Origin of the sequence: Streptomyces sp. NBC_01257, assembly GCF_035917255.1 — a bacterium.
GTDB lineage: Bacteria > Actinomycetota > Actinomycetes > Streptomycetales > Streptomycetaceae > Streptomyces.
Genome location: NZ_CP108472.1, coordinates 936,681 through 958,490 on the forward strand (window position 1 = coordinate 936,681; position 21,810 = coordinate 958,490).

The window sequence follows — 21,810 nt, forward strand, 5'->3', positions numbered from 1 at the left end:
CGCGGACGCGATCGCCGCACACACGGAGGCGGGAGCGGCGATGGCTTCCCTGTCGGCTCCGCGTGCGTGCGAGGGTGTGTCCATGACTATAGAGCGCTTCGAAGTGCGACGTCAGATGACTGCGAGCCCGGAGAGGATCTTCGCCGTGCTGTGCGACCCCGCCGGACACGTGGCGATCGACAGCTCCGGCATGCTGCAGTCGGCCGAGGGCGACCCCGTGCGCGGGAGCGGTGACGAGTTCGTCGTGCACATGGACCGTGAGTCGCTGAACGACTTCCCCCTCGGCAAGTACGACGTCACGGTGATCATCACCCGGTTCGAGCAGGACGCTCTCATCGAGTGGACCATCTCCGGCCAGGTGCAGCCGCCCATTCGCCACCTCTACGGCTACCGGCTGGAGCCGAACGAGGGCGGCACCCTGGTGACCTCGTACTACGACTGGAGCGCCATCGAGGAGCGGTACCGGGGCGCGGGCATCTTCCCCGTCATCCCCGAGGCGGGCCTGCGCGCGACCCTCGGCATTCTGGCGCGGAACGTGGAATAGCCACCGACGGGGTGCGACGTGGGCCGGCCACGGGGCCCGTGCGGCAGCGCTCGGCGAGGCCTCGTCGCCGCTCGGCACGGCAGTGCCGACCCCCGCGCGATGCGGGAACCGGCACTGCGCTCACCAGCGGCTACGGGTTGACGCAGCCGATCGAGCCGACCGGGAAGTCGTTGCCGGTCGATGTCGCGGTGAACCCGAAGGTGACGCTGCCGTCCGGCGGGACGGTCCGGTTGTAGTCGAGGTTCCTGACCGTGACCGTGCCATCGGAGCCCCTGGTCAGCGCACCGTTCCACACACTGCTGACCTCGGCGCCGGCGCCCGGCGTCCATTTCACGGCCCAGCCCTCACGCGCTGCCGTGCCATGGTTCATGACCTCCACCGACCCCTGGAAACCGCCGCTCCAGGAGTTGGTCACGCTGTAGACGGCCATGCACCCGGTGTGCGGGTCGGTCGGCGTGGGGTCCGGAGTCGGCGTCGGGTCCGGAGTCGGCGTGCTGCCCGAACCGCGGATGCCGGTCACCTCGCCGTTGCCGCCGTCGAAGGCGATGTCGGAGCAGGAGAAGAAGTTCTCCTGGCTGTCCGAACGAACCCACTGGATGAACATCACCGCGTCACCCGAGCGGCCGGACGGCAGGTCCAGATCCCAGTAGTAGTGGCCGCCGTCCGTGCCCGGCGAGCCCGACTGCGGCGGGTTGGTGACGGTGTCGATCAGCTCCAGGTCGTCCCAGCCCAGTTCGGTGCTGGGTGAGTAGCCGGGCTTGGACATGTACACCCGGAACGAGCCCGGGTGCGCTGCCCAGTTGCTGTGCTTGACCTGGATCGTGGTCCCGGACGTCAGGTGCGTACGGGGCCAGTCGGCACGAGCGGCGTTGTATCCGGTGAAGTTGTACGGCGACCGGTCACCTGCGCTGCACAGCTTGCCGTCCGGGACGTAGCCCTGCCCTCGCCCGCCGGCGTTGGAGTCGAGTACGGCGAACCAGTTGTACAGCGCGGTGGCGCCGCTCTCGTCGAGCGCGGCCCTGCACGCCGGGTTGGTCGGATCCAGGGAGCCGGTACTGGTCTTGGCGTCCAGCCAGCAGAGGTAGGTGCGCGACCCCGGCGTCATCGCCACGCCGTGCGCCTGCGCGTTGCCCTGGCCCAGAAATGTCAGGGCCAACCCGCCGAGCAGCGTCGCGAGCACCGTCGCCAGGGAGGCCAGTTGCTTCCTGCGTCGAGCCATGGTGTCTCCTGTTCCTGTGGGGGATCTGCTTCCGCTTCCGCTTGCGCTCTTCTCCTTCGGGCGGCGGGCCCGGGCGGGGGCTGCATGGCAGGTGGGGGCGGCCGGGGCGCCGGGTGGCCAGGTGGCCAGGGCAGTCGTGGCCCCTGCGGGCGCCGGATCGCGCAACCAGGGAATCCCGGGTGCATACCGACCACCACACATGGGAGCGCTCCCATACTCTGGTCCGTAGGGGACTGTAGGAGCGTGACCGTGTCCCTGACAACCCGTCGGAACGGAATGCGTCGACGGGATTTCAGTAGGGGCAGGTCAAGGACGGTATGAGGATGCGCCGAATTCGCCGCGCGGGCGCGAACGGCCTGGGAGCGCTCCCGTACGCGCGCCGCCGCAGGACTCGGACGCCGGCGCGAACAGGTGCCGCCGGAGAGCGGAGCGAGCGTTGGAGTCGGCGGTGGACGGCGCCCTTCGCGGAAGGCGGGTCGTTGAGCTGTCTCCCGGGGACCTCACGAGGAAGGGCGCGGTGACGCCTGAACCGGATTTCGCGGCATCCCCTCTCCCCCGGAGGGAATCCGGCGGCGCGCGTCACCTGGCGGGGCGGCCCAGCCTCCGGGGCTGTCGGACCGCCGCTCGGACGGGCAACCGCCCGAGCGGCGGTCGAAGTGGGCGCGCGAGGAACCTCAGGCCGACTCGCGCACCACCAGCCGCGTCCGGAGGATCGCATGACGCCAGGCCACCTGCGGCTGGCCCATTTCCTCCAGCAGCAGCCGCACCATGGTCCGGCCGATCTCCTCCATCGGCTGACGCACGGTCGTCAGGGACGGTTCCGTCTGCTCGGCCAGCTCGAAGTCGTCGAAGCCGATCACCGCCACGTCCTGGGGCACCCGGCGCCCCGCCGCATGCAGGGCGGCAAGCGCTCCGGCGGCCATGCTGTCCGACGCGGCGAAGACGGCGTCGACTTCCGGGTGCCGCTCGATGAGTCCCGTCATCGCCCGGCGCCCGCTGGCCTCGCTGAAATCTCCCTGTACGACCAGCGACGGCACCTCGTCGAGCCCGGCGTCACCCAGCGCCTCCCGGTAGCCGCGCAGCCTGCACTGGGCGACGTACATCTCGGGCGGGCCCGTGATCGCGGCGATGACCTTCCGCCCGCCGCGCGTCAGATGGCCGACCGCGGCCCGAGCGCCGCCGACGTTGTCCGCGTCCACGTAGGTCACCCGCTCCTCCCCCGAGCGCCTGCCCAGCAGCACCGTGGGCACCCCGGCGTCGGCGAGCATGTCCGGCAGCCGGTCCTCGGCCCGCATGGACATCAGCAGCACCCCGTCGACCCGGCCGCCGCGCACGTACTTGACGAGCCGCTGCCGCTCGGCGTCCGTGCGGACCAGTGTGAGCAGGAGCTGCACGTCCACCTCGGCCAGGGCATCCCCGACCGCCCGTACGACCTCCGAGAAGAACGGCTCGCCGAACAGCCGCCAGTCCGCCTTCGTCATCACCAGGGCGACGGCGTCCGCGCGCCGCCCGGCCAGTGAACGCGCGGCCAGATTGGGCACGTAGTCCAGTTCGTCGATGGCGCGCAGCACGGTACGGCGTGTGGACGCCTTGACGCCCGACGCGTTGTTGATCACTCGGGAGACCGTGCCCCGCCCCACACCGGCAAGGGCGGCCACTTCCTCCAGCGTCGGTGTGCCGGAACTTCGCTTCAGCATGTTCCCACCCCCAGGAGTACCCGATCTTACGGCCCGACAGGTCCTGGGCCTGGGCAATCACGAAGAACAGGGCCGCATAGAGGGGCAGTTGGCACCCGCGGTCGCCCGGGAGACCGCACGCGGGTGACTCCTGGTCCGGACGTGGGCGGCGCGGCGGGGGATGCGGCCCCGGGACGCCGGCCCCGACCACGGACGCCGCCGCACCGCACACACGACAACGGTGGCGGATCCTGTCCAACAGCTTGACGGCGGGTCTCACGCGCACCAAATTGGGAGCGCTCCCAAACCGTACGCCCCATCGGACGCACACTGCGGAACACCCGGGCCTGCGGGACGACTTCACGCGTCGAGGCCGGCCCGGCGGGAAGCGAGGCCGCTTCCGTCCACCAGCAAGGTTGGCCATGACCGAATCCTGCCGTTCGGGAGCGCTCCCATCATGTCGTTTCCACTTCGCACGAGGAGGAATGCTGTGAAACGCTTCTTGGCCCTACTGGCGGCCTGCGCGACGATCCTGGGCCTCACGGCCCTGTTCGGCCCCCAGGCGGTGGCTGCCACCGGATGCAAGGTCGACTACACGGTCACCAGCCAGTGGCAGGGCGGCTTCCAGGCCGGCATAAAGATCACCAACCTGGGTGAACCCGTCAGTGGGTGGACGCTCTCGTTCGCCCTGCCGGACACCGGACAGAAGGTCGTGCAGGGCTGGAACGCCACCTGGTCGCAGTCGGGTTCCACGGCCAAGGCCGTCGGCGTCGACTGGAACCGCACGCTGGCCACCGGCGCGGCGGCCGACGTGGGGCTGGTGGGTTCCTTCACGGGCGCCAACCCGAAACCGACGGCGTTCACGCTCAACGGCGTCTCCTGCACGGGCTCCGTCGACGAGACCTCGCCGCCCGACCCGGGCGGCAACGGCACCCCGGTGGACGTCAATGGCCAGGTCCACGTCTGCGGAGTACACCTGTGCAACCAGTACGACCGCCCCGTGCAGTTGCGGGGGATGAGCACGCACGGCATCCAGTGGTTCAGTCAGTGCTACAACAACGCGTCCATGGACGCGTTGGCGAACGACTGGAAGTCGGATCTGCTGCGCGTCGCCATGTACGTGCAGGAGGACGGTTACGAGACCGACCCGGCGGGCTTCACCAACCGCGTGAACGGCCTCGTCGACATGGCCGAGGCCCGCGGCATGTACGCGCTGATCGACTTCCACACCCTGACGCCGGGCGATCCGAACTTCAACCTCGACCGTGCGAAGACGTTCTTCGCTTCCGTCGCCGCGCGCAACGCCGACAAGAAGAACGTGATCTACGAGATCGCCAACGAGCCCAACGGTGTGAGCTGGTCGGCCATCAAGAACTACGCCGAACAGGTCATCCCGGTGATCCGGGCCGCCGACCCGGACGCCGTCGTCATCGTCGGCACCCGCGGCTGGTCGTCTCTGGGAGTCTCGGACGGTTCCAACGAGAGCGAGATCGTCAGTAACCCCGTCAACGCAGCCAACATCATGTACGCGTTCCACTTCTACGCCGCAAGCCACAAGGACTCCTACCGCAGCACAGTGAGCCGGGCAGCCTCTCAACTTCCGCTGTTCGTGACCGAGTTCGGCACGGTGAGCGCCACCGGCGGCGGAGCGATGGACCGGGCGAGCACCACGGCCTGGCTGGACCTGCTCGATCAGCTGAAGATCGGCTACGCGAACTGGACCTATTCCGACGCCCCCGAGAGCAGCGCGGCGTTGCAGCCCGGCACCTGCGACGGCAGCGACTACAGCAGCAGCGGCGTACTGACCGAATCGGGGACCCTGCTGAAGAACCGGATCAGCACCCCCGACAACTTCCCCACGAGCTGATCCGGTACGGGGCTCCGGCTGCACCGGAGCCCCGTCCGGCATCCGCCCTCGGCCGAACTGTGGTGTCCCGCCCAATATGCCCGACAACGCGGCGAGGTGCCGCAGCTGTCGTCGTGCGCCCGCCAGGAATGTTGGCTGTCGGTGCTCCCTGCTGGAACGATCCTGGGATGACCGACAACCGTGACGCCGTCCTCCGCCTGTGGGGTCGCCAGCTCTACGAGCGTCAGGGCGAGCCACTCGCCTGGGCGGAGGCGGTCCTGGAGGCCACCGGTCGCCCGCCGGCCTCCGTCACCGCGGCGATGTCCGGCCGGCTCGACGCCCTCGCTGATTCCCCATCGGACCGCGCACGGCTGCTGTTCCGTACGGTCGCCAAGCTGGCCGCGAACCTGCGGGGCGACGGCCGATACGACGCGGACGTCGGCACCCGAATCGGCCCACTGGCCCTGTGGTTGGGCCAGCTCGAACCGCCGCTCACCGGCCCGCTGGGAGACGCACTCGGCCACCCACCGGACGGGCCGACATCCCTCGTCACCGTCCACGCAGCCGAGTTGAGCGAGAGCCGCACGATCCGGGTGCGGGCGATCGACGCCCTGCTGGAGTGGGCCGAGCTCGGCCATCCGCAGGCCCGGGCAGCCCTGTCCGAAGTCGCCTCCGACCACCGGACGCAGGATGTCACCGTCTGGACCAAGGCGCTCAACCGGATCGCCCTGTTCGGCGACGCGAGCCTCGAACCGGGCCTTCTGCGCGCGCTCGCCGACACCGGGCACTGCGGGGTGCGGTGGTCGGCGCTCGCCTGTGCCGAACTCGGCTTCCGCCGGGCTGTTCCGCTGATCACCGCCCTGCTGGAGCATCCCGATCCGATGGTCCGCGAGGGTGCCTGCGAGGCACTGGGCCTCTTTGCGGAAGATGCCGCCGTGCCCGCCCTGACAGCCCGGCTGAACGACGAGACCGACTGGGTACGCAGCAGAGCCGCCCTGGCGCTCGGCCAAATCGGCGGCGCCCGGGCACTCGCTGCGCTCTGGCAGGCCATGCTGGAACGCCGGAACCCGAAGGCGAGTCATCTCGCGTCGGCGATCGCTGCCTTCGGCCCGCTTGCGGTGGACGACCTGATCGCCCTCACCACCGATCCCGACCCGGACCTCCGAGCACTGGCCTGCCGCGCTCTCGGCTCCACCGCCGACGACCGGGCCCTGCCGGCACTGGAGCGCCTCGCCGCCCACGACCTCGCCAGAACCACCCTCGGCGGCCTCGTGGCAACCGCCGCCAAGCAGGGACTGCGGACCGCGCACCGCATTCGCGCGCGCACCGCATCGACCTGAGCTCGACGCTCGTCCCGACTGACGTTCGCTCTGAGCCCGTCGATCGACCTGCCCGTACAGCGGCTGAGCGTGAGGCGTAGGGGAGTTGCCTGACGTCTCGTATCGGGAATGCACCGACCGTCGACAACTGCCCCAGGCAACAGGCCTCAGCCCACAGCGAGATCGTGCTGAGGGGCGCGGACGAGGGCCCACAGGTCGTCGAGGCGGCGGCGGGCGAGAGCGAGGATCGACTGTCTGTGGCTCTTGCCCTCGGCTCGCTCGCGATCGTAGAAGCTCGTGGACGTGGGGCAGAAGCGGGCGGTGATCCGGGCGGAGAGGTAGAAGACGGGCCCCTCGGTCTCCCGATCGTACGAAGGACCGGAAGCAGCCCTCCAACACGGTAAGGAGCGCTTCACTTGGCGAGTTGAGCGCCTCGGTTGGCTGCCATGGCCGGGAGCGGGCGCCAGTCGGCCGGCACGTTGCGCATGACCAGAGCGCAGTCCAGGGTTGCGGTCCCCGGCGGGAAGCGGTCCGGGTCGTCGAAGAAGGACGACGCGGCGGAGCGAACCCGGCCGGCTTCCACGTGCCAGGCGTCGGTGTGCAGCTCCATGCCGTCCAGGTGGCGGCCGGACCTCGTGGCCGAGTAGCCCTTCACCCCGGACCGAAAGAAGCGGGAGGCCTCGGTGAGATCGGCGAAGAGCTCGCTGCCCCGCAGCTCGTCGGACGGCTCGACGGTGACGTCCACCCGGATGTCGCCGTCCCACGTCGCGAGGGCGACACGCACCTGGCCCGGTGTCTCGTGCACCTCGAAACCGGCACCGCCGTGCTCGCCGGGGAAAACGCGGCCTCCGGCCCAGACGTTGAGCCGCGAGGCGGTATCGCGACGCGGGATGTAGACGCCGGTCTCGACGCCGTCCGGTCCGTCCCACTCGACTGCGATCCGATGCGCCGCGTTCTCGCTCCGCAGCCCGAATACCTTGGGGGCCCAGACCGGCCGGACACTTCCCAGCCGCAGCAGACAGATCCCTGCGACCGCATGGCCGTGCACCAGTTGCGGACGCAGCGGCTGGGGAAGCAGGCGTGCCGCGGCGTCCGGGGCGACCCGGTAGTTCACCAGAAGCCGTCGTTCAATGACGCTGGACAGGCACGGCTGCCTCATGATCCCTCGCTCTGCGCCCCGGAGCGCCATTTGGTGTGGCGCAGGACGATCTGCTCGGGGCAGACGACGCTGAGAAACCGGCCGATCGAGGTGGCCAGGCGATCCTCGGCCAGTGTGTAGAGGATCCGGTTGCCGTCCCGCCGCTCGGTGACCAGTCCCGCTCCCTTGAGCACGCCGAGATGCCGTGAAATGGACGGCGCGCTGATCGCGAACCTGCTCGCGATCTCGCCTGCCGCGAGTTCGCCACCTCTGAGGTCCTCAAGGATCTGGCGCCTCGTCGGATCAGCGAGTGCACGGAAGGCCCCTGCCTCGTCCTGAGCTTCTGCCATGTTAGATATTTAGCACATGAGCTAAAGAGCTAACAATGGGTCCGGCGGTCTTCAACGACATCGTCGCGGCGGCGGCCCATGACCTCGTCTCAAAGTCGCACCCTTCGCCGACTCCGCCGCTCACCGCTTGAGGCGGGGCCGTCGCACCCGCGGTCGCCGTCGGGATCGTACGAACCCACGCGGGCGAGCCGCGTGCCGCCACCCTCCACCGACGCCTTTGCCGCATCGCCAATCCTCGTACGCCGCACCCCAATTCGGCCGTCACGGGGTTGGGTGGACGGCTCCGATGCCGCGAAAGGTGCTCAGAGGGGAGCGAGCGATGCGCAAAGATGATTCAAAGTACCCTTGACCCAACAACTTTGAGCAAATAGCGTCTGGACGTTCCGTTTTTAGGGCAGCGTCCCCCGCGGAACGGACAGTTCGGTCCCATGGCTTCTCCCGCGCGGTGAGGCTGCGACCCCCCACCCCAGGAAGGCTCCGCGTGCGCAGACGTTCCCTCCTCACGGCGGCTGCCGCCACGACGCTCGCGGCGGCCCCGCTCGCGTCCGGCTGCAGTTCCTCCTCGTCGCCCTCACCCTCCTCGGGCGGCTCCCGGCGCGGCCATCTCACCTACGGCGTCTGGGACGTCTACCAGGTGCCGGCCATGAACCGGGCGGCGCGGGAGTTCGAGCGCACGCGGCCGGGCGTCACCGTCGATGTGCAGCTCACCCCCAACGGGACGTACTGGACCAAACTGCGCACCGCGTGCACCGGCGGTGCCGCACCGGACGTCTTCTGGATGAACGGGCCCAACTTCGGCCTCTACGCCGATGCCGGGCAGCTTCTCCCGCTGGAGACCGAGGGGTCCGAGGCCGTGCTGCGCCCCGCCGACTTCCCGGCCGACCTGATCTCCCTCTACCGCTGGAAGGGCACCCAGTACGGCGCCCCCAAGGACTTCGACACGGTCGCGTTGTGGTTCAACAAGGAGATCTTCGACCGGGCCAAGGCCGACTACCCGGACGCCTCCTGGACCTGGCAGGACCTGATCGCCACCGCCCAGCGTCTCACCGACCGCAAGCGCGGGATCTACGGCGTCGGGGCACCGGTCCGCGCACAGGAGAACTACTACAACTCCATACCCCAGGCCGGCGGCTGGGTCATCTCCCAGGACAAGGAGCACTCCGGCTACTCCGACGACCGCACGCGGGAGGGGCTGCAGCTGTGGATCGACCTGATCCACCGCTACCGCGCCGCCCCGTCCCTGCAGCAGATGACCGACACGGACCCCACCCAGATGTTCCAGTCAGGAACGCTGGCCATGACCTACGAGGCGTCCTACAACGCGGCGACGTTCTACGCCGACCCCGAGCTGCGGGCCAAGGTGGACGTCGCGCCGATGCCCAAGGGCCGCCGCCGGGCCACCGTCCTGCACGGCCTGGCCAACGTCGTCTACGCCCGGACCCCGCAGCCCGAGCTGGCCCGGGAGTTCGTGCGGTTCCTCGGCGGGGAACAGGCCTCACTGCTCCAGGGCAAGTACGGCACCGCCATCCCGGCCCGCAACGGCACCGCGAAGCCGTGGGCGGCCGGAATGCCGCGCTTCGACCTCCAGGTGCACCTGGACGCGCTCGACTACGCGGTGCCCTTCCCCGGCTCCGCCAACAGTGCCGCCTGGCAGCACAAGGAACAGATGTGGCTCGCCAAGGCGTGGAGCGGCGACGCCACCCTCAAGGGCGCCACCGGCTCCCTGACCGATGCGATGAACCAGCTGCTCGCCCAGGAGAGGAAGGGCCGGTCCTGATGAGCCTCGATGTGCGTACGCGTTCCGCCGTACCGGCGCAGCGCTCCGGGCCGGACGTCCTGGACCAGCGGGAGCTGCGCCGGCGCGAGCGCCGCTTCAGGAACCGGGACAAGTGGTGGGGCTACGCCCTGATCGCCCCGGCCGGCCTCGGCCTCGCGGTCTTCTACCTGTGGCCGGTGGTGCAGACGCTGTACTACAGCTTCACCGAGTGGGGCGCCTTCGGCGGGACCACCTGGATCGGCCTGTCCAACTACCGCACGCTGGTGGGCGACCCGGAGTTCTGGCACTCGCTGGGCAACACGGGCATCTACACCGGGCTGGTGCTGCTCGGCATCCCGCTGTCGATGGCCCTCGCCGTGCTGCTCAACATCAAGGGCCTGCGCGGCACCGGCGTGTACCGCACGCTCTACTTCCTGCCGGTGGTCACGATGCCCGCCGCCGTCGCGGTGGTCTGGCGCTGGCTCTACAACGGCGACGCCGGCATCCTCAACCACGCACTGTCGTCGATCGGCATCGACGGCACCTACTGGGTGTCCGACCCGCACACCATCCGCTTCGCGGTGGCGGTCGTCGGCGTGTGGATGACCGTCGGCTACAACATGATCCTGCTGCTGGCCGGACTGCAGAGCATCCCCGGCGACTACTACGAGGCGGCGGCACTCGACGGTGCGGGACGGGTGCGGCAGTTCTTCTCGGTCACCCTGCCGCTGCTGAGCCCCACCCTGTTCTTCACCACCGTGCTCTCGATCATCCAGTCCCTGCAGGTCTTCGACCTGGTGTACCTGATCATCGGCGCCAACACGACGAACTCGCTCCAGAACCCCGCCTACGGCGAGGGCCAGACCGTCGTGATGCTCTTCTTCCAGAAGGCGTTCTTCGACAACCAGCGCGGCTACGGCGCGGCCATCGTCTGCGTGCTGTTCGTCCTGATCATGGCGCTGACCACCGTCCAGTTCCGGTTGCAGAAGAGGTGGGTCCACTATGCGTGAGGCGACTGTGCGTGACGCTGCGCGTAAGCCGGCGCGGCGGGCGAGCCGCGAAGGCAGGATGTGGCCCGCCCACGTCCTGCTCACCCTCGGCGCGGTCATCACCGTGTTCCCCCTGGTGTGGGAGCTGCTCACCTCCTTCAAGAGCTTCGGCGAGTCCGTGCAGGTGCCGCCGACGATCCTGCCCGCGCACTGGGACTGGTCGAACTACAGCAAGGTCTTCGACGGGATCCCGTTCGGCCGGCAGTTCATCAACACCGTCGTGATGGCGCTGCTGCGCACCGCGGCCCAGCTGCTGCTCTGCTCGATGGCGGCCTACGCCTTCGCCCGGATCCGCTTCCCCGGGCGCGGGGCGATCTTCCTGGCCTTCCTTGCCGTGCTGATGGTGCCCGGACAGCTCTTCCTGCTCCCGCAGTACCAGATCATGCAGAACCTCGGCTGGCTGGACTCCATGCAGGCCCTCGTGGTGCCCGGCATGTTCTCCGCCTTCGGCACCTTCCTGCTGCGCCAGTTCTTCATGGGGCTGCCGGAGGAGCTGGAGGAGGCGGCACGCCTGGACGGTGCCAATCCGTTCACCGTCTTCTGGCGCATCGCTCTGCCGCTGGCCCGCCCCGGGCTGCTGGCGCTGGGCATCCTCACGTTCCTGTGGTCCTGGAACGACCTGATGTGGCCGCTGATCGTGAACACCGACCCGGCCAAGATGCCGTTGTCGGCCGGCCTGGCCTCGCTCCAGGGCGCCCACCTGACCGAGTACCCGGTACTGATGGCCGGCTCCCTCCTGGCGACTCTCCCGGTGATCATCGTGTTCGTCGCGATGCAGCGCCAGTTCATCCAGGGCATCGCCTTCTCCGGCATGAAGGGCTGAGCACGCCTGACCGGCACGTCCATCCGTGCCGAGGGCCGGCTGGAGCACTCCCCCTGCGCGGCTACGGGCGGCGCAGGGGGAGGGAGCCACGGCGCCGGGTCAGCGGTTCACCGGCCGGGTGTCGGTGTCGAGGCCCCAGCTGCCGAGCAGCCGCATCGACTCCTCGGCGGCCGAGCCGGGCGCGGCATGGAAGGTGACCAGCGACATGTCCTGGTCGGCCGGCAGCTTCAGCGTCTCGTAGGACAGGGTGAGGTCACCCACCAGCGGATGGTGCAGCCGCTTCGTGCCGTACCCCTTCTCCTGGACCGTATGCGCGGCCCACAGCGTCCTGAACTCCTCGCTCTTCACCGAGAGTTCTCCCACCAGGGCCGAGAGCAGCGGATCGTCGGGCCAGCAGCCCGCGCACAGCCGCAGCGCGCTCACCAGCTCGACGGCCTTGCACTCCCAGTCCACGTACAGATCTCGCGAGTGCGGGTCGAGGAACACGATCCGGGCCATGTTCCGCTCCTCGGGCGGCAGCGCGCTCTCGTCGCCGAGCAACGCCCGCGCCATCCGGTTCGACGCCAGGATCTCCATCCGCCGCCCCAGCACGTACGCGGGCACGCTGTCCATGGCATCGATCAGGTACTGGAGCTCCGCCCGCAGCCGCTGCGGGCGGGCGGCGGCGGCACGCTTCTTCTTCGTCTTCGGGTTCGCCAGGTGTGTGAGGTGAGCATGCTCCGTGTCCGACAGCCGCAGCGCACGGGCGATCGCGTCCAGCACCTCACCGGAGACGTTCCCGCTGTTCCCCTGTTCCAGACGTGTGTAGTAGGCCACGGACACGCCGGCGAGCTGGGCCAGCTCCTCGCGCCGCAGCCCCGGCACCCGCCGGGCCCGGCCCACGTCGGGCAGACCCACGTCCTCGGGCTTGAGCCGGGCCCGCCGGCTACGGAGGAATTCGCTGAGTTCGGCGCGCTGGTCCATGTCCTCCAGTATCCGGGTACGGCGCGGTGCCCACCGTGACCCTGCCAGTAGTACGCACAGCAGACGTAGGCACAGCGGGGACCTGGGTGTTTGTCGGGGCATGAGGCACAGTTGAAGAACCACCCCACCTTTGAGGAGATCATTCCCGGATGACTGTCACCACCGTCGCCGCATACGCCGCCCCCACCCCCAAGGCCCCGCTGGAGCGCACGACCGTGCCGCGCCGCCCGGTCGGCGAGCACGACGTCCTGATCGACATCAAGTACGCAGGGATCTGCCACTCGGACATCCACCAGGCCCGTAACGGCTGGGGCGAGGGCATCTTCCCGATGGTTCCCGGCCACGAGATCGCAGGCGTGGTCGCCGAGGTCGGTCCCGGCGTGACGAGGTTCGCCGTCGGCGACCGGGTCGGCGTCGGCTGCATGGTCGACTCGTGCCGCGAGTGCGAGAACTGCAAGGCCGGCCTTGAGCAGTACTGCTCCGAGGGCAACGTCGGCACGTACAACGCCATCGGCAAGGACGGCGAGCCCACCTACGGCGGGTACTCCACCCACGTGGTGGTCGACGAGAACTACACCCTGCGCATACCCGAGGGCATCGCCCTCGACGAGGCCGCTCCGCTGCTGTGCGCCGGCATCACCACCTACTCCCCGCTCGCCCACTGGAACGCCGGTCCCGGCAAGAAGGTCGCGATCGTCGGACTCGGCGGTCTCGGGCACATGGGCGTCAAGATCGCGCACGCGCTCGGCGCCGAGGTGACCGTGCTCAGCCAGACGCTGCGCAAGGAGGCCGACGGGCTGAAGCTGGGCGCGGACCACTACTTCGCTACCAGCGACCCGAAGACGTTCGAGCAGCTCAAGGGCTCGTTCGACCTGATCATCTCCACGGTCTCGGCGCCGCTGCCGCTGGACGCGTACCTCGCGCTCCTCAAGACGGACGGCGCGATGGTCAACGTGGGGGCGCCGGAGGAGCCGGTCTCGCTGAACCTGTTCTCCGTCATCGGAGGCCGGAAGACCCTTGCGGGCTCCGGCATCGGCGGCATCCGTGAGACGCAGGAGATGCTCGACTTCTGCGCGCGGCACTCCCTCGGCGCCGAGATCGAACTGATCCGCGCCGACCAGATCAACGAGGCGTACGAGCGCGTGCTCGCCAGCGACGTGCGCTACCGCTTCGTGATCGACACCGCCACCATCTGACGTCCGTACGCCGATGCCCGTCCTGTCGCGGATACAGACCGGCTGATCGCGGAAGGCACCGTTGTCCGCCCGAGGGGCCGCCGCCGGCGCGGCCCCGAGGGAGGCGTCCCCCGGAGGGGGCTGGTCGGGGGCGTTGTTGACACGGGTGTACGGCGAGGATGCGGACGTTCCGGCCGGGGGGTCCGGGGCGTTGGCAGTGAAGCGGCGGTTGGCGGGGCTCGGGTTCGGCATTCGGGGCGGCTCGGGCGGGTTCGGCGTGCCGGTCATGGTGGCCCCACGCACACCCGGCCCGGGAACTGTGGTGTCCCGCCACATACGCCCCTGACCTGGCCCTTCCTACGGTGTGGCGACACGAACCGTCCCCGCCCACCGTCCGGAAGTGGTATCCATGGCCGCCCCAGCATCCGCTCCCCCACCCCCCGCCAGCCTCAAGCGCATCGTCGCCGCCAGCCTCATCGGCACGACCATCGAGTGGTACGACTTCTTCCTGTACGGATCAGCGGCCGCCCTGGTCTTCAACAAGCTGTTCTTCCCCGAGTCCGAACCGCTCGTCGGCACTCTCCTGTCCTTCCTCACGTACGCCGTCGGCTTCGCCGCGCGGCCGATCGGCGCGCTGGTCTTCGGGCACTACGGCGACCGGCTCGGGCGCAAGAAGCTGCTGGTGCTCAGCCTGCTGATGATGGGCGGGGCCACGTTCGCGATCGGGCTGCTGCCGACGCACGCGACCGTGGGGGTCGCCGCTCCCGTGCTGCTCACCGTGTTGCGGCTGGTGCAGGGCTTCGCCCTCGGCGGTGAGTGGGGCGGGGCCGTGCTGCTCGTGTCGGAGCACGGGGACGCGAAGCGGCGCGGGTTCTGGGCCTCGTGGCCGCAGACCGGCGCACCGGCCGGGCAGCTGCTCGCCACCGGGGTGCTGTCCGCGCTCACCGCGCTCATGTCGGACTCGGCCTTCGAGGCCTGGGGCTGGCGTATCCCCTTCCTGCTCTCGGGCGTTCTGGTCATGGTCGGTCTGTGGATTCGTCTGTCTGTCGATGAATCGCCTTTGTTCAAGGCCGCGCTGGCCCGTGCCGAGGAGCGCAGGACCGCCTCCGGGGCTGCGGAGAAGATGCCGGTCGTGGCCGTGCTCCGGCACCACTGGCGCGATGTGCTGATCGCCATGGGCGCCCGGATGGCGGAGAACATCAGCTACTACGTCATCACGGCGTTCGTCCTCGTCTACGCGATGACCGCAGCCGATCTGAGCAAGCAGACGGCGCTCAACGCCGTGCTCATCGCGTCGGCCGTCCACTTCGCCGTGATCCCGCTGTGGGGCGCGCTGTCCGACCGGGTCGGGCGCAGGCCCGTCTATCTGGTCGGCGCCGTCGGGGTGGGGCTCTGGATGTTCCCGTTCTTCGCGCTGATCGACACCCGCGGCTTCGGGAACCTGCTGCTCGCCGTCACGGTCGGGCTGTTCTTCCACGGCGCGATGTACGCGCCGCAGGCGGCGTTCTTCTCGGAGCTGTTCGCGACCCGGATGCGGTACTCGGGTGCCTCGATGGGTGCCCAGTTCTCGTCCGTCGCGGCCGGCGCCCCGGCCCCGCTCATCGCCACCGCGCTGCTCGCGGACTACGACAGCTCGACGCCGATCGCGCTGTACGTGATCGCGGCGGCGATCATCACCGTGCTGGCGGTCCTGTGCGCCAAGGAGACCCGGCACCGCGATCTGGCGGACGTCGAGCCGGGTGCCGGGAAGGACGCGCCCGCGGAGCCCGCCCCGGACGCCGTGCGCAGCGTCTGATCCGGAACGGGCCGGGGGCCGGGTGGTGCGTGCGTGCACGGACCACCCGGCCCCTTCCCGTCAGGCCTGCGGTGCGGTGGCCTCGAACCAGGTGGGGGCGTCGGACATCGACTGCTTGATCCGGAAGAGCGCGAACTCCTCCAGCGGCGGCAGCGCGTCCACGTGGAACCAGCCCACCTCAAGCGACTCGTCGTCGTTCACCCGGGCCGTGCCGCCGGTGGCCCGGCAGCGGAAGGTGACGTCCAGGTACTGGCAGCGGTCGCCGTTCTCGTACTGCATGGCCGGCAGGGCCTGGGTGAGGACCACCCGCTCCGCCACGCAGTGCACGGCCGTCTCCTCGTACACCTCGCGCTCCGCCGTCGCCGCGGGCTGCTCGCCCGGCTCGGAGATGCCGCCGATGACCGACCACTCGCCGGTGTCGGAACGCCGTCCGAGCAGCACTCTTCCCTCGTCGTCGAAGACGATGGCGGTGACGCCCGGCAGCAGGAGCAACTGGTGACCCGCGGTGGCGCGGATCTCGCGGATGAAGTCAGGAGTGGCCATGGGACGACCCTACGTGGCGCCCGGGCCGGGTCAGCGGGCGCGTCGGGCGCGTACCGCCCGCGTGGCCACCCAGCCGAGGCCGATCACCGCGAGCAGCGACAGCAGCCCCTCGGGAAGCGGGCCCATCCGGGTCGCGGGGGTCAGCGAGGAGCGCAGGGGCACCTCGTCCACCAGGGCGTCCGGCGTGAACATCTTCGTCTTCTGGACGATGGTGCCGTCCGGGCGGATGACCGCGCTGACCCCGCTGGTGACGGGGACGACCACGGACCGGCTGTGCTCGACCGCGCGCACCCGGGACATGGCGAGCTGCTGGTAGGTCATCTCGCTGCGGCCGAAGGTGGCGTTGTTGCTGGGGACTGCGATCATCTGGGCGCCGTGCTCGACGGTGTCGCGCACGGCGTCGTCGAACGCGGCCTCGTAGCAGGTGACGAGCCCGACGTCGGTGCCCGCCAGGTCGAAGACGCCGACCTTCTTGCCGGGGCCGAAGTCGCGCTGCACCCGGTCCACGTCCGAGCTGAAGATGCGGACGAAGGACCGCATCGGCATGTACTCGCCGAACGGCTGGATGTGCCGCTTGTCGTACGTGGCCACGGGGCCCTTGTCCGGGTCCCACTGGATGAGGGTGTTGCGGAGGTTCCCGGTGTCGGGTTCGACGACCGCGCCGACGACGGTCGGCACCCCGATCGCCTTCACCGCGTCGTCGATGACGATCCGCGCGTCGGCGTTGCGGTAGGGGTCGAGGTCGGAGGAGTTCTCGGGCCACAGGACGAAGTCGGGCTGGGGGACCTTGCCCGCCTTCACGTCCCGGGCGAGCTGCTCGGTGCGGTTGGCGTGGTTGTCCAGGACGGCGCGGCGCTGCGAGTTGAAGTCGAGTCCGAGCCGCGGCACGTTGCCCTGCACCGCGGCGACGGTGGCGGTGCCGTCCTCGGCCGAGTCGTCCACCAGCGGCAGCGACGCGAGGGCCGCGGCCACGGGTACGAGGACGGTCGCGGCCACCGCGACGACGGCGCCCCGGGGCAGTTCACCGGTGGCGCGGTGGATGCGGAAGCGGCGGACCGCCTCGAAGAGGCCGAAGCCGCACAGCACCACGGCGAACGAGAGCAGGGGCGTACCGCCCAGTGCCGCGAGCGGCAGGAACACGCTGTCCGCCTGCCCGAAGGCGATCTTGCCCCAGGGGAAGCCGCCGAACGGCACCCGGGCGCGGAGCGCCTCGTCGAGCGTCCAGACCGCGGCTGCCCAGAGCGGCCCGCAGGCGAGCCGGGAGACCGCGGAGATGCCGATGCAGCCCACGGCGATGAACAGCGCCTCGGCGGCGGCCAGCGCCAGCCACGGCACCGGTCCGACCTCCTCGCCGGTCCAGTGCAGCAGCGGCAGCATGAAGCCGAGCCCGGCGAGCAGGCCGAGGCCGAACGCGGCGCGGAACCTGCGCTCGAACAGCACCCAGCCGAGCAGCGCGAAACCGGGCAGAACCAGCCACCACAGCGGCCGGGGCGGGAAACTCGCGTACAGCAGCACCCCGGAGAGCACGGCGGCGGCGGGCCGCGCGAGACGCGGCAGCAGGCGCCCTGCTCGGGGGGCGGGGACGGGCTTCTGCGGGTCGCCGACCTGGGCGATGGTGGTGCTCACCCGGCGGAGTCTACGGTGACGGGCCAGTTCTCCGGCAGCCCCGTCGTGCTGACGGAATCCCTGCCGCCGGATCGTTTCTTCGCATCTCGCGCCCATATGACCGCTGTGACCGTTAACCTGTGCGCCAGTCCCCCGCCGACCGGCCGGATCCGGCCTTCGCGATCGGGACGGTCACAGGCCGGGGGACGGACGTGATGACTGCACGAGCAGAGCGCGGGCCCGAGGACGCGAACGCGTCCGACGCCGCCGGGGCCCTGATTCTCACCGCGTGTGCGATCTGGTCGCTGATCAGCGCGGCCGGCCGCGAGACCCGGCCCGAGGGCGTGCTGCTCGCCCTGCTCGCCGTCGCCGCGGGATTCGCCTGCGGACGCATCTGCGGAACGCTCCTGCCGGTCGCCACCGCGGCCGTGGCCGCCCTGGCCTCGCTCGTCATGGCGTTCGTCTGGCGCCACGGCATGCCCGGCGCGACGGCCACCATGGACACCGCCCCCGGACACACCGGTGCGGCCGCGGCGCTGCTGGTCCTGGCGGCCGGGGCCGCCTGCTGCGCGGCGGCCGCGGCCCGCGGGGAGTCACTGCGGCTCACCCTGCGGCTGCTGGCCCTCGGCACGGCCTGCGCCTCGCTCTGGCTCGGCTCGGTCGCCGGGTTCGCGGCGGCGCTCGGCGTGCTGCTGTGCTCCCTGGCCGCGGTCAGGACGCGCCGGCGGCTGCTCGGTCTCGCCGGGCTGGCCCTGGCCGCGGCCCTGATGGCCGGACTCTCGTGGGCGGTGGCCGAGGACGTACTGCCCGACGGGCTCACCGCCTCCCTGGAGGGCCGGCTCACCGGCTACCGGGTGCGGCTGTGGCAGGACGCGGCTCGGCTGGCCGGTGAACACCCGTTGCTCGGCATCGGCCCCGACCGCTTCGCCGAGCTGAGCCCCACCGCGCAGCAGACCCTCGGCTCCGACGGCAAGCCGCACTCGGCCGCGCTGCAGCAGGCGGCCGAGCAGGGTGTGGTGGGGGTGGTGCTGCTGGCGGCCGCGTTCGGCTGGCTCCTGTACGTCCTGTGGCGCTCGCCCCGCAGCACCGCGGTCGCCCTGACCGCCGGCGCCGCGCTCACGGCTCTGGCGGCCCTGGCGAGCGTCGGCAACGCGCTGAGCTTCACACCGGTGACGGCGGGGGCGGGGCTGCTCGCAGGACTGGCATCGGCGCGGCGGCCGATCGGGGCGGAGGGCTCTCCGGACACTCCCGGGGACGGGATCGGTGCGCGGCGGCTGCCTCGCGACCGCGCGGGCCGGTGAGACGCGGAGCCGCACCGCACGCAGAGGTACCTGCGGCGGTCAGGCGCCCGCCGGTGCTCCCGTGGACGGCAGGTGCAGGCGGTCGCGGATGAACCGGACACCCGCCTCGGCGTCGTCCACCGTGACCGTGAAGGTCCGTCCGTCGCCCAGCCTGAGCACCAGGCCCTCGCCCCGGCGCACGACCACGGCCGTGCCCTGCTCGGGACGCCAGCGGTAGCCCCAGCCGCCCCACTGGCGCGGGGTGACCCGCGGGGCGAAATCCGCGCCCACCACATGGGTGAGCAGGATCCTGCGGCGCGGCAGCCCCATGTGGCCGCAGCGCACTTCGAGGGCGTCGCCGTCGACGCGGACCGCCACGTTCACGAAGGCGAGGGTCCCGAACAGCATGAGCAGTCCGGCCGCCACACAGCCGATCACCGACATGAGCAGCGGGGCGATGCCGGAGGTCCAGGTGGAGCTGACGGCGAGCTGGATGCCGAGCGCCAGGCAGGCGGCGCCTGCGGCCGCGAGCACCCACTGGGTCCGGTTGCTGGCCCGGCCGGTCCAGACCGCGGTGGCGGCGTGGGTGTCGGCACCGGTGCGCGTCGGTTCTCGGGAGTGGTCCCTCATGCCAAGCAGCGTACTGAAGAATCCGCGCGCGGGGACGGGCCCGAAGGCTCCTGTCGGGCCGCCGGAGGGTCAGCGGGCGGAGCCGACGACGGCGAGCAGGCGCCCTTCCGGGTAGGCCAGGGCGACATCCGGCAGTTCGCCGGCGTGTCCGCCGAGGAGCACGGCGATGCCTGCGGCGGGTTCGGCCGACGGGGCGGGTTCGGCCCCGATCCGGCGCAGGGCCTGGGCGGCCACGGCGTCGGCCGAGCCGTACAGGTCCACGCCCGGCCGGCCGGGCTGCCGCACGGCGTCGCGGATGCGCTCGGCGACGAGCTCGTAGTGGGTGCAGCCCAGGACGACGGCGCGGACGTCGGGCGGGGTGAGCGCCGCGGCTGCGGCCAGGGCCTTCTCGATCCCGGCCTCGTCCGCGTACTGCACGGCGTCGGCCAGTCCGGGGCACGGCACCTCGGTGACGGCCGCGGTCCCGGAGAAGTCACGGATGAGCCCGCGCTGGTACGGGCTGCCCGTGGTGGCCGGGGTGGCCCAGATCGCGACCGGGCCACCCGCCGCGGCGGCGGGCTTGATCGCGGGGACGGTGCCGATGACGGGCAGCGCCGGCTCCAGCTCGGCCCGCAGTGCCGCCAGCGCGTGGACCGATGCCGTGTTGCAGGCGACGATCAGCGCGTCGGGCCGGTGGGCGGCGGCCGCCCGGGCGACCGCGAGGGCGCGCGCCGTGACGTCCTCGGGCGTCCGGGGCCCCCAGGGCATGCTGCCGGGGTCCGAGGAGAGCACCAGATCGGCGTCCGGCCTCAGCCGGCGTACTGCGGCGGCGGCGGCGAGCAGGCCGATTCCGGAGTCCATGAGCGCGATCTTCACCCGGTCACCATAGTCGACCACCCTTGCGGTCCCGGCTCAGTGGGGCAGACTTCGGCGAATGAGCGCCGTTGCCTGGATCGCCGTGGGTTCGCTGGTCGTGTGGGTGTGGCTGCTGCTGGGGCAGGGGTTCTTCTGGCGGACCGACCAGCGGCTGCCACGCCGGGCGGAACCGGCGCACTGGCCCTCGGTCGCGGTGGTCGTGCCCGCGCGTGACGAGGCGGACATGCTGCCGGTGAGCCTGCCGTCGCTGCTCGCGCAGGACTATCCGGGGGCCGCCGAGATCTTCCTGGTCGACGACTGCAGCAAGGACGGCACCGGTGATCTCGCCCGTGAGCTGTCCGTACGGTACGGCGGGCTGCCGGTCACGGTGGTCTCGCCCGGGGAGCCCGAGCCCGGCTGGACGGGCAAGCTCTGGGCCGTGCGGCACGGCATCGCGCTGGCCCGGTCCCGGGATCCGGAGTACCTGCTGCTGACGGACGCCGACATCGCGCACGAGCCGGACAGTCTGCGGGAGCTGGTGGCCGCCGCCGGGTCGGGCGGCTTCGACCTGGTCTCGCAGATGGCGCGGCTGCGGGTGGAGAGCGTCTGGGAACGCCTGGTCGTGCCGGCCTTCGTCTACTTCTTCTCGCAGCTCTATCCGTTCCGGTGGGTGAACCGGGCGGGGGCGCGGACGGCGGCCGCGGCGGGCGGCTGCGTACTGCTGCGGACCGAGGCGGCCGTGCGGGCCCGGGTACCGGAGTCGATCCGGCAGGCCGTGATCGACGACGTGTCCCTGGCCCGGGCGGTGCGGAACAGCGGGGGGCGGATCTGGCTGGGGCTCGCGGAGCGGGTGGACAGCGTGCGGCCCTATCCGCGCCTGGCGGACCTGTGGCGCATGGTCTCGCGGAGCGCGTACGCCCAGCTGCGGCACAGTCCGCTGGTGCTGGCCGGCACGGTGCTCGGGCTCGCGATCGTGTACCTGGCCCCGCCCGTGACGCTCGTGGCGGGGCTGCTGGGCGGCGATCCGGCGGCCGCCTGGGCCGGTGGCGCGGCGTGGGCCGTGATGGCCGGGACGTACATGCCGATGCTCGGGTACTACCGGCAGTCGCTGTGGCTCGCCCCGCTGCTGCCGTTCACCGCGCTGCTGTACCTGCTGATGACGGTCGACTCCGCGGTGCAGCACTACCGGGGCCGCGGTGCGGCCTGGAAGGGGCGTACGTACGCCCGTCCCGAGGCCGCACCGGATCAGTGACCGGCGCCTCGGC

19 protein-coding genes are annotated in these 21,810 nt (G+C 71.0%); 10 read left to right on the forward strand and 9 right to left on the reverse strand.

The window, feature by feature from the left end; all coding sequences use genetic code 11:
- Positions 1–115 precede the first annotated feature (115 nt).
- On the forward strand, positions 116–544 hold the full coding sequence (locus tag OG408_RS04140) for a polyketide cyclase (protein ID WP_285570476.1): 429 nt from the start codon (positions 116–118) through the stop codon (positions 542–544).
- A 130-nt stretch (positions 545–674) separates the two neighbouring features.
- Here the strand turns inward: OG408_RS04140 and OG408_RS04145 are convergent, their stop codons facing one another.
- Positions 675–1,763, reverse strand: coding sequence for a lytic polysaccharide monooxygenase auxiliary activity family 9 protein (locus tag OG408_RS04145; RefSeq protein WP_326668270.1), 1,089 nt, complete (start codon positions 1,761–1,763; stop codon positions 675–677).
- A gap of 674 nt (positions 1,764–2,437) precedes the next feature.
- On the reverse strand, positions 2,438–3,460 hold the full coding sequence (locus OG408_RS04150) for a LacI family DNA-binding transcriptional regulator (protein ID WP_285570480.1): 1,023 nt from the start codon (positions 3,458–3,460) through the stop codon (positions 2,438–2,440).
- 469 nt (positions 3,461–3,929) lie between these two features.
- Between OG408_RS04150 and OG408_RS04155 the strand changes: the two genes are divergently transcribed.
- Both OG408_RS04155 and OG408_RS04160 read left to right on the forward strand, forming a co-directional pair.
- The gene (locus OG408_RS04155) at positions 3,930–5,306 is read left to right on the forward strand and encodes a cellulase family glycosylhydrolase (RefSeq protein ID WP_326668273.1); all 1,377 of its coding nucleotides are present in this window, start codon (positions 3,930–3,932) and stop codon (positions 5,304–5,306) included.
- A gap of 167 nt (positions 5,307–5,473) precedes the next feature.
- A complete protein-coding gene (locus OG408_RS04160) occupies positions 5,474–6,625 on the forward strand; it encodes a HEAT repeat domain-containing protein (protein WP_326668276.1) in 1,152 nt (383 codons plus the stop codon).
- 391 nt (positions 6,626–7,016) lie between these two features.
- Here OG408_RS04160 and OG408_RS04170 read toward each other — a convergent pair whose 3' ends face one another.
- Positions 7,017–7,763: a DUF2071 domain-containing protein gene (locus tag OG408_RS04170; RefSeq protein ID WP_266775511.1), complete on the reverse strand. Its 747-nt coding sequence runs from the start codon at positions 7,761–7,763 to the stop codon at positions 7,017–7,019.
- Positions 7,760–8,092 (reverse strand): metalloregulator ArsR/SmtB family transcription factor, encoded by a 333-nt coding sequence (locus tag OG408_RS04175; RefSeq protein ID WP_266775513.1) that lies wholly within the window; start codon positions 8,090–8,092, stop codon positions 7,760–7,762. The genes OG408_RS04170 and OG408_RS04175 overlap by 4 nt, the downstream gene beginning before the upstream one ends.
- 481 nt (positions 8,093–8,573) lie before the next feature.
- Here OG408_RS04175 and OG408_RS04180 point away from each other — a divergent pair, with 481 nt between their 5' ends.
- The 3 genes from OG408_RS04180 to OG408_RS04190 are packed head-to-tail and all read left to right on the forward strand — an operon-like array spanning position 8,574 to position 11,720.
- Complete coding sequence (locus OG408_RS04180; RefSeq protein WP_266775515.1) at positions 8,574–9,869, forward strand: ABC transporter substrate-binding protein; 1,296 nt, start codon at positions 8,574–8,576, stop codon at positions 9,867–9,869.
- Positions 9,869–10,858 carry a carbohydrate ABC transporter permease gene (locus OG408_RS04185; RefSeq protein ID WP_266775517.1) on the forward strand — a complete coding sequence of 330 codons (990 nt, stop codon included), beginning with the start codon at positions 9,869–9,871 and terminating at the stop codon, positions 10,856–10,858. Before OG408_RS04180 ends, OG408_RS04185 begins: the two co-directional genes overlap by 1 nt.
- Positions 10,851–11,720 carry a carbohydrate ABC transporter permease gene (locus tag OG408_RS04190; RefSeq protein ID WP_266775519.1) on the forward strand — a complete coding sequence of 290 codons (870 nt, stop codon included), beginning with the start codon at positions 10,851–10,853 and terminating at the stop codon, positions 11,718–11,720. Before OG408_RS04185 ends, OG408_RS04190 begins: the two co-directional genes overlap by 8 nt.
- Positions 11,721–11,819: 99 nt before the next feature.
- Here OG408_RS04190 and OG408_RS04195 read toward each other — a convergent pair whose 3' ends face one another.
- Entirely contained in the window at positions 11,820–12,683 is an 864-nt protein-coding gene (locus OG408_RS04195) for a helix-turn-helix domain-containing protein (protein ID WP_326668282.1), read from the reverse strand.
- A gap of 149 nt (positions 12,684–12,832) precedes the next feature.
- On the opposite strand from OG408_RS04195, the gene OG408_RS04200 reads away from it, so the two are divergent.
- On the forward strand, positions 12,833–13,879 hold the full coding sequence (locus OG408_RS04200) for an NAD(P)-dependent alcohol dehydrogenase (RefSeq protein ID WP_266775523.1): 1,047 nt from the start codon (positions 12,833–12,835) through the stop codon (positions 13,877–13,879).
- Positions 13,880–14,267: 388 nt separating this feature from the next.
- Complete coding sequence (locus OG408_RS04205) at positions 14,268–15,653, forward strand: MFS transporter (protein ID WP_326668285.1); 1,386 nt, start codon at positions 14,268–14,270, stop codon at positions 15,651–15,653.
- A 60-nt stretch (positions 15,654–15,713) separates the two neighbouring features.
- On the opposite strand, the gene OG408_RS04210 is transcribed toward OG408_RS04205, so the two are convergent.
- Positions 15,714–16,196, reverse strand: coding sequence for an NUDIX hydrolase (locus OG408_RS04210; protein WP_266775545.1), 483 nt, complete (start codon positions 16,194–16,196; stop codon positions 15,714–15,716).
- A gap of 30 nt (positions 16,197–16,226) precedes the next feature.
- Positions 16,227–17,822, reverse strand: a complete 1,596-nt coding sequence (gene lnt, locus OG408_RS04215) for an apolipoprotein N-acyltransferase (protein ID WP_266775547.1) — start codon at positions 17,820–17,822, stop codon at positions 16,227–16,229.
- A gap of 194 nt (positions 17,823–18,016) precedes the next feature.
- Here lnt and OG408_RS04220 point away from each other — a divergent pair, with 194 nt between their 5' ends.
- Positions 18,017–19,102, forward strand: coding sequence for an O-antigen ligase family protein (locus OG408_RS04220; protein WP_326668288.1), 1,086 nt, complete (start codon positions 18,017–18,019; stop codon positions 19,100–19,102).
- A gap of 39 nt (positions 19,103–19,141) precedes the next feature.
- On the opposite strand, the gene OG408_RS04225 is transcribed toward OG408_RS04220, so the two are convergent.
- On the reverse strand, positions 19,142–19,711 hold the full coding sequence (locus tag OG408_RS04225) for a hypothetical protein (RefSeq protein WP_266775551.1): 570 nt from the start codon (positions 19,709–19,711) through the stop codon (positions 19,142–19,144).
- Between the two features lie 69 nt (positions 19,712–19,780).
- Complete coding sequence (locus OG408_RS04230; RefSeq protein ID WP_266775553.1) at positions 19,781–20,566, reverse strand: glutamate racemase; 786 nt, start codon at positions 20,564–20,566, stop codon at positions 19,781–19,783.
- A gap of 58 nt (positions 20,567–20,624) precedes the next feature.
- On the opposite strand from OG408_RS04230, the gene OG408_RS04235 reads away from it, so the two are divergent.
- On the forward strand, positions 20,625–21,797 hold the full coding sequence (locus OG408_RS04235) for a glycosyltransferase (RefSeq protein ID WP_266775555.1): 1,173 nt from the start codon (positions 20,625–20,627) through the stop codon (positions 21,795–21,797).
- Positions 21,798–21,810: the final 13 nt, after the last annotated feature.